At 71.6% G+C, this 6,335-nt stretch carries 5 protein-coding genes and 1 pseudogene; 1 reads left to right on the top strand and 5 read right to left on the bottom strand.

Annotation, left to right across the window (positions count from 1 at the left end; genetic code table 11):
- The 5 genes and pseudogenes from Mterra_RS17795 to Mterra_RS17775 form a co-directional block, all read right to left on the bottom strand.
- Positions 1–755: pseudogene (locus Mterra_RS17795) on the bottom strand (hypothetical protein); the annotation flags it as partial.
- Entirely contained in the window at positions 755–1,966 is a 1,212-nt protein-coding gene (locus Mterra_RS17790; RefSeq protein ID WP_119316369.1) for a hypothetical protein, read from the bottom strand. The pseudogene Mterra_RS17795 and the gene Mterra_RS17790, both read right to left, overlap by 1 nt.
- Entirely contained in the window at positions 1,947–4,562 is a 2,616-nt protein-coding gene (locus Mterra_RS17785; protein WP_119316368.1) for a VirB4 family type IV secretion system protein, read from the bottom strand. Before Mterra_RS17785 ends, Mterra_RS17790 begins: the two co-directional genes overlap by 20 nt.
- 173 nt (positions 4,563–4,735) lie before the next feature.
- Entirely contained in the window at positions 4,736–5,140 is a 405-nt protein-coding gene (locus tag Mterra_RS17780) for a hypothetical protein (RefSeq protein ID WP_027894340.1), read from the bottom strand.
- A 3-nt stretch (positions 5,141–5,143) separates the two neighbouring features.
- Positions 5,144–5,527 (bottom strand): hypothetical protein, encoded by a 384-nt coding sequence (locus Mterra_RS17775; RefSeq protein WP_147372918.1) that lies wholly within the window; start codon positions 5,525–5,527, stop codon positions 5,144–5,146.
- A gap of 104 nt (positions 5,528–5,631) precedes the next feature.
- Between Mterra_RS17775 and Mterra_RS17770 the strand changes: the two genes are divergently transcribed.
- On the top strand, positions 5,632–6,335 hold a 704-nt coding region (locus Mterra_RS17770), incomplete at its 3' end, for a serine/threonine-protein kinase (protein ID WP_476727200.1).

The raw sequence follows: 6,335 nt of genomic DNA, 5'->3' as shown, positions 1-6,335 counted from the left end.
GCCGCCCCCAGCCCGCAGCGCAGCAGGGGGTTGACGCTCTGGCTCACCGCCCCCGCGCTGGCGGCGATCCAGGAGGTGATGGAGAGGTTGAGCACCATGGTCTGCACCTGCTTGATGCCCTTGCCCTCGTTCTTGAGCGAGGCGATGATGGCCTGGTTGGCCGAGTTGAGGAACACGTCCTTGTACAGCGACTTCAGCCCCTGGTGCAGCGGAAGCTCGGGGGCGGTGGGCTCCTCGACGGTCACGGTCTTGCTGGCGGTGACGTAGCCGCCGGTGGCGGGGTCGGTGGTGACGTAGGAGATCTCCTTGGGCTTGTGCTGGCTGCTGAGCGTGCAGGGGTAGCTGTGCCGGCTCGCCTCGGTGCAGCCGTTGTGCTGCGGGGGGATGACCAGGGTCTGCCAGGCCGCGCCCACCAGCACCAGCCGGACCAGGGCCAGCGCCGGGCTCAGCCGGCCCAGCTTGGCCTGCCAGAAGGTGGCGGCCACCCCCAGCACCAGCAGCACCAGCCCGAAGTTGTACAGCAGCACCGGCACCTTGTACTCGCGCAGCTTGCGCCCGTAGAAGGGCAGCCAGCGGTCGGTGTCGGGGAAGTATTCGCTGTAGCGGGCGGGGTCGGCCAGGGCCTGCACGATGGAGAGGCCCTGCTCGAGGGTGAACTGCTCGGGGGGCTGGGGCAGGGGTTGGGCCCAGGCCAGTGGGGCCAGCGCAAACAGGCCGAGCAGGCCCCACGCCCGCAGGACGCGCGCGCGCAGCATCAATAGACCTCCTCCATGGTCTTTTGGGTCTCGCTCAGCTCGGCGGGCATGCGGTACATGCCCTCCAGCGTGGCGCTGGTGGCGGCGAGCTGCCGGACGAAGGCCTCGGCCGCGGCGCGGGAGGCGTCCTCGACCCCCTCGAGCTGCCGCATGGCCTGGTGGACGAGCAGCTTGGTCTGGGCGGCGAGGATCTGGTTGGTGGCGGCCTGCGCCAGGATCTGCTCCTTGGCCAGCCGCACCAGCCGGTCCTCCGAGGTCAGCTGCATCTTGAGCGCGTCGATCTGCAGCGCGCCCATCTCCACCAGCACTCCCCGCACGCTGGCCTCCGCGCGGATGGCGCGCTCGCGGGCGGAGGCCACCGGCTCGGCCTTGGCCGCGAGGTCGGTGGTCACCCCGGCCAGGGCCTGGGCCACGCGCGAGAGTTGGGGGGCGTGTTCCTCGGCCTGGGCCACCTGGTTACGCAGCGCCTGGCGGGTGCTCTCGGCCTCCTGGGCCTGCCCCACCGCGGCGACGTTGGTGGCCTGCAGCGCCCCCACCAGCGCCCCCGCCTTCTGGCGGGCCTCCTCGCGCCGCTCGGCCTCGCCCTGCGCCGTGAGCGTGAGGCCCCCCTGGGGGAAGAGCTCCATCAGCCAGGAGGAGCTGGCGCGGTAGGCGCTGCGCCGCACCTGACGCTCGACGGCCGCCACGGTGTCGGCCAGCCAGTCCTCCGCCGCCTGCAGCCCGCTGGCGACGGCCTTGACGTTGTCCATGCCGATGGCCCCCGCCACCCAGCTGTTGAGCTGGTTGGCCACCGCGTTGCCCAGCAGGCCCAGGAAGTCGTTGAGGATGCTGTTCGCCAGGTTGCCCGCCCGGCTGCCCAGGCTGTTCACCGTGGCGAGCGCCCGGCGGTAGAGGCTGCTCAGCGGGCAGGCGATGGCCCCGATGGGCTTGCCCTCGTGGACCGCGCACACGTTGCCCAGCAGGCGCGAGAGGGGAACCTGCTGCTGGGCGTCCGTGCTCGCGGGCAGCCCCACCGCGTTGTTCAGCAGCCAGGCCAGCACCACCGCGAAGGGGTTGTTCCTGTCGCCGGTCTGGATGGTGCCGACCGTCGGCTCGGCGACGTAGAGGTCGGGGACGGTGAAGAAGGTGAAGTCGGGCGCCTCGACCGCCCGCGCCGGCGAGAGGGTCAGCGCCAGTAGCCAGGGTAGAGTCTTAAACAACCTCGCGCGCATCTTGCTCCTCCTCAAACCAGCGCTTATAGCGCGAAACCTCCGCCCCCGACAGCTCGCCCAGCGCTGCCAGCAGGCTGCCCCGCTCCGCCTCCAGGCGCCGGCGGCGGGCCACGTCGGCGGCGCTGGAGGTGAAGGCCCAGTAGTCGAGCGGGGTCGGCGCGACGCGCAGGATGTCGCCCTGCAGCCGGCTGTCCTCCCGGCGCATCACGTACAGCAGCTCGCTCCACTCCCCGTTGCGCCGCTCGAGGGTGCGCAGCTGGGCGGTGCAGGCCTCGGGCAGGCCCAGCGTCTGCACCACCAGCTCCTCCTGCTCGGGCACCCGCAGGATCATGAACACGCTCGTCGAGTCGAGCACCCCCTGGACGTAGGGCCCCTGGTAGTCGGCGATGCTCTGGGTCATGGTCCACACCCCCGCCCCGTAGCTGCGGGCGCGGCGGTAGAGGTCGGTGACCAGATCGGCCGAGGCCTTGATCTTGAACACCGCGTGGGCCTCGTCGAAGACGACGATCTTGCGGCGGTCGCGGGGGGAGTTGTTGAGCCGGGCGTAGATCAGCTGGGCGATGAGGCTGACGCCCAGCGCCGTCACCCGCACGTCGTCGAAGGCGTCGAAGCCGGCGATGTCGAAGTAGATGACCGGGTTGTCCCCCATGTGGACGTTGGTCTGCCCGTCCAGGAAGCGGCCCATCGCCCCCTGGGTCCACACCGACAGCTCCACCGCCAGCTTGCGGGCGAGGGCCTTCTCCTCCACCCCGATCGAGCGCCCGGCCAGCTGGCCCAGCGCCCCCAGGGTGGACAGCACCTCCGAGAGGGTGATGGGCCGCAGCCGCCACCCGTCCGCCGCCTCCCCGGCCACCCGCTCGCGGGCCGCGCGGTAGGCGGTGCGCACCGCCTCCATCCACAACTGTTCCTTGAGGTGGAGGTCGGGGTCGGAGGCCGCGGCGTTGCCCTTGAGGATGTGGAAGACCCGCTGCAGGAACGTCAGCTTCTCCTCCGAAGGCTCGGTCTCGCCGGGGGGCAGGTCGAACATGTTGAGCGTGACGCCCGCGCCGGGGGCGATGGGGATGGTGGCCCCGCCCGCCAGGCTCACCAGCGGGGCGTAGTCCCCCTTCTTGTCGACCAGGATCAGCTCGAGGTCGCCCTCGGCCATGGCGTCGGAGAGCAAGCTCTGCACGGTGAAGGTCTTGCCCGAGCCCGACGCGCCCAGCACGGCGGTGTTCCAGTTGGTGGCCTTGGGGTCAAAGAGGTCGATGCCCACGAAGGCGCTGAAGCGGTTGGTGGTGAGGCAGGTCGCGCTGTCGAGCTTGGGGCGCACCCAGGGGCCGAAGAAGACCGCGACCTGGGCCGCGTTTTCGGAGAGGGTGGTGAAGGTGGTGTCCTGGCTGCGGCCGCTGAAGGGCAGCAGCAGGCTGAAGGGGTAGGCCAGGTACTCCTGCTGGCGGCGCCAGCGAGCCCCCAGCGTGTCGCCCAGCCGCGGCAGGATGATGCGCTCGATGGCGTCGAGGTGCTCGACGCTCTCCCCGCGCACCAGCAGGCTCGCGCCCCAGCGCAGGAAGTGCTCCCCGCTCTTCTCCTGGCGCTGCAGGGCCTGCAGCAGGTCGCCCACCGCGTTGGCCACGCTCGACTCGGGGGCGCTGGCGGCGTCGGAGCTGAGCTGCCAGGCCTGGCGCTTCTTGTTCTCCAGCCGCTGCAGCAGCGCGCTCTGGGCGGGGTGCTCGAGGTCGAGCACCAGGTAGGCGCGCTCGTTGATGAGCGCGTCGGCCAGCAGGCCGTAGCGGGTGGCGGCGGGCTGGCCGTACATGCTGTACAGCCGCACGTAGTCCTCCCCCAGGTGCAGGTAGTCGCGGGCGAGGTTGTAGATCTCGCTCCGCCCCAGCGCCCGCTTGAGCGTCTGGGGGTCGAGCTCAGGGTCGGCCCGCAGGGTGCGCTCGCTGGCGTAGCGGGGGTCGGGGCGGTAGGGTCCGGGGGGCTCGTGGTCGTTTAAAAAGCGATAGCACAGGCCGAAGACGGCCTGGTCGTCCATCGGCTCGGCCTCGAGGCCCCCCCGGCGCAAGTAGGCCACCAGCGCCGCGCGCAGCTCGCGGGCCTCGGCCAGCGCCTCCTCGAACTCTCCGGGGGAGAAGGGCAGGTAGTGGGCGGCCCGGCCCGCCAGGCCCAGCGCCGCGCGCGCCCGGCCCAGCAGGTAGCCCAGCGCGCTGCCGCCGCCCACCCTCCGCCGGCCGCCGCTGACGAGGAAGTAGACCTTCCAGCTCAGCCGCTGGCCGCGACGGGCCAGCCGTTCCTGCATGCGTGCGCGCTCCTCGGCGAGCATGCGGAACACCGCCCGCCCGTTACCCTTGCGCGCGCGGTAGGCGGCGATCTCCTCGGCGCTGCCCCGGCGCGACTCCACGATCACGCGCAGGCGCTGGTCGGTGGGCACCACGCTCTCCAGCAGCCCGCGCAGCTGCGCCAGGAGGATCTGGCGGTCGCCCGCGCTGCGGAAGAGGTCGGGTCCCACGTCCACGGCCGCCCCGACCTCGAAGCGGCCGTCCTCCAAGAAGCTCACCCCCTGGTGGATCTCCCAGTAGGGCAGCAGCTGGTGCAGGGGTTTGGTGTACATCTGTGGCTCCGTGGCTCCTGTGTTTCCCCTATGGCCCCTCTCTGGCGCGCGAAGCCCCGCCTTGGCGGGGCTCGCGGGCTGGGGCTGCTCGCGCAGGCGGCTCAGGGGACGATCCCCTTCGGGACGCCGCCGCCTCCGGCGGCGGGAGGCCCGTACACCAGCCGGACGATCCCCTATCGGGAGGGCCTGCGGCCCTGCACCGGGGGACGGACGATCCCCTTCGGGACCGGCTGACGCCGGTGCACCGAGGTGATCTGCGCGGGCGCGTCGGGCTCGAGCTCGAGCACCAGCGGCACGTGCTGGCGGTCGCGACCGGGCACGTAGCGCTGGGCCATGGTGACGTTGGCCCGCAGGTGCGCGAGGGCGCGACCGGGGAAGCGGTCACGCAGCAGGGCCGAGAGCCGCAGCACCGCGAAGGCCGCCGCCAGCGAGAGCCCGATGCCCCACCAGCCCCCCTTCAGGCTCTGGTTGAGCTGCATCCCCCCGAAGAGCACCGCGCCCGCCAGGACGATCTGGAAGGGCTGGTAGCCCATGAAGGTGTAGACGCGGTCGAGGTTGGGGTGAGGCAGGGGGTCCATGGCTCAGCTGCCGCAATAGACGGTGGTGTTGCCGCTGGAGTCGATGACGATGCGGTTGTTGCCGGGCGGCTTGGCGGTGGAGTAGTCGATCTGGGTGACCAGCTTCTGCAGGTCGTTGAAGTTGAGCAGCACGATGCCGCCGAGCGCCAGCGTGATCGCCATGGCCTTGCCCGCCCGCGCGTCCCAGGCGAAGTAGCTGACCGCGGCGACGGCGAGGAGGACCACGATGACCAATCGGCCCACCGCCCCGGTGAGGATGTTGATGAACGGGCACAGCGCCGCGCCCGCCTTGTTGCCCACCGCCGTTTCCACGCCACCCTGGGCGAGGGCGGCCCCGGCAGCCAAGAGTCCCAGCAGCGCCAAGAGGAGGATGATCCTTCGGTTCATGCTCATGCATCTCCTTTCGTAAATCACCATATCACAAGCTGCTTTAGAGGAGCAGAGTCTCATGAATGAAAAACCCTATAGGAGCCTCCTGCTAGGATGTTAGCATGGCTGATCCTATCAATCAGCAATATACGAATACCCTCGAGGCCATCCACCAGGCCCTCGGCGGCGAGCTGCCCGAGCCCGGCACCCCGGCCTTCGAGCAGGCCCTGCGCCGCATCCAGCGGGAGCGGCCCGAGCTGCTCGACGCGCTGAAGTCCCTGCGCGACCCCTCGGCGCTGCCGCCCGTCAACCCCACCCACGCCGCCACGCTGCGCGAGTTTCGCGGGGCCGTCCGGCGGGCGCGGGCGGTCGAGCGGGCGCAGGCGTGGCTCAACCGGGTCTTCGGCATCAAGGACCCCCGGCGCGACAAGACCCACTTCAACTTCCGCCTGGTGGCGGTGCTGCTGGGCGGAGCGGTCTTCGCCGCCGGGGCGCTGTGGGCGCTGTGGCCCGACCTCTCGCGGGCCCTGGCCGGGCTGGACCGACCCGGGGCCGCGGGAGGCATGGTGGAAGACCCCCGGGTGGCCACCGCCTCGAGCGCCGAGCCCGGGCCCGCCTCGCCCGTGCAGTTGGCCCAGGACCCCCAAGCCCTCCCGGCCAGGGCTGGGGGCGTTGACGACCCCCTCCGCGACGGCACGGCCGTACACCAGCCGGGCGACCCCCACGCAGACGAGCATGCCGCCGGGCCCGGCGGCATGTCTGCGAGTCCTCTGGCGGGACGGGCGAGCCCGGTGCCCCAGGACGTACCCCTGCCCCCGACCGCGCC

The sequence above is a fragment of the Calidithermus terrae genome (assembly GCF_003574345.1).
GTDB classification, from domain to species: Bacteria; Deinococcota; Deinococci; order Deinococcales; family Thermaceae; genus Calidithermus; species Calidithermus chliarophilus.
Note: the sequence above shows the minus strand (reverse complement) of the source record. Positions and strands in the feature narration are given on the sequence as shown.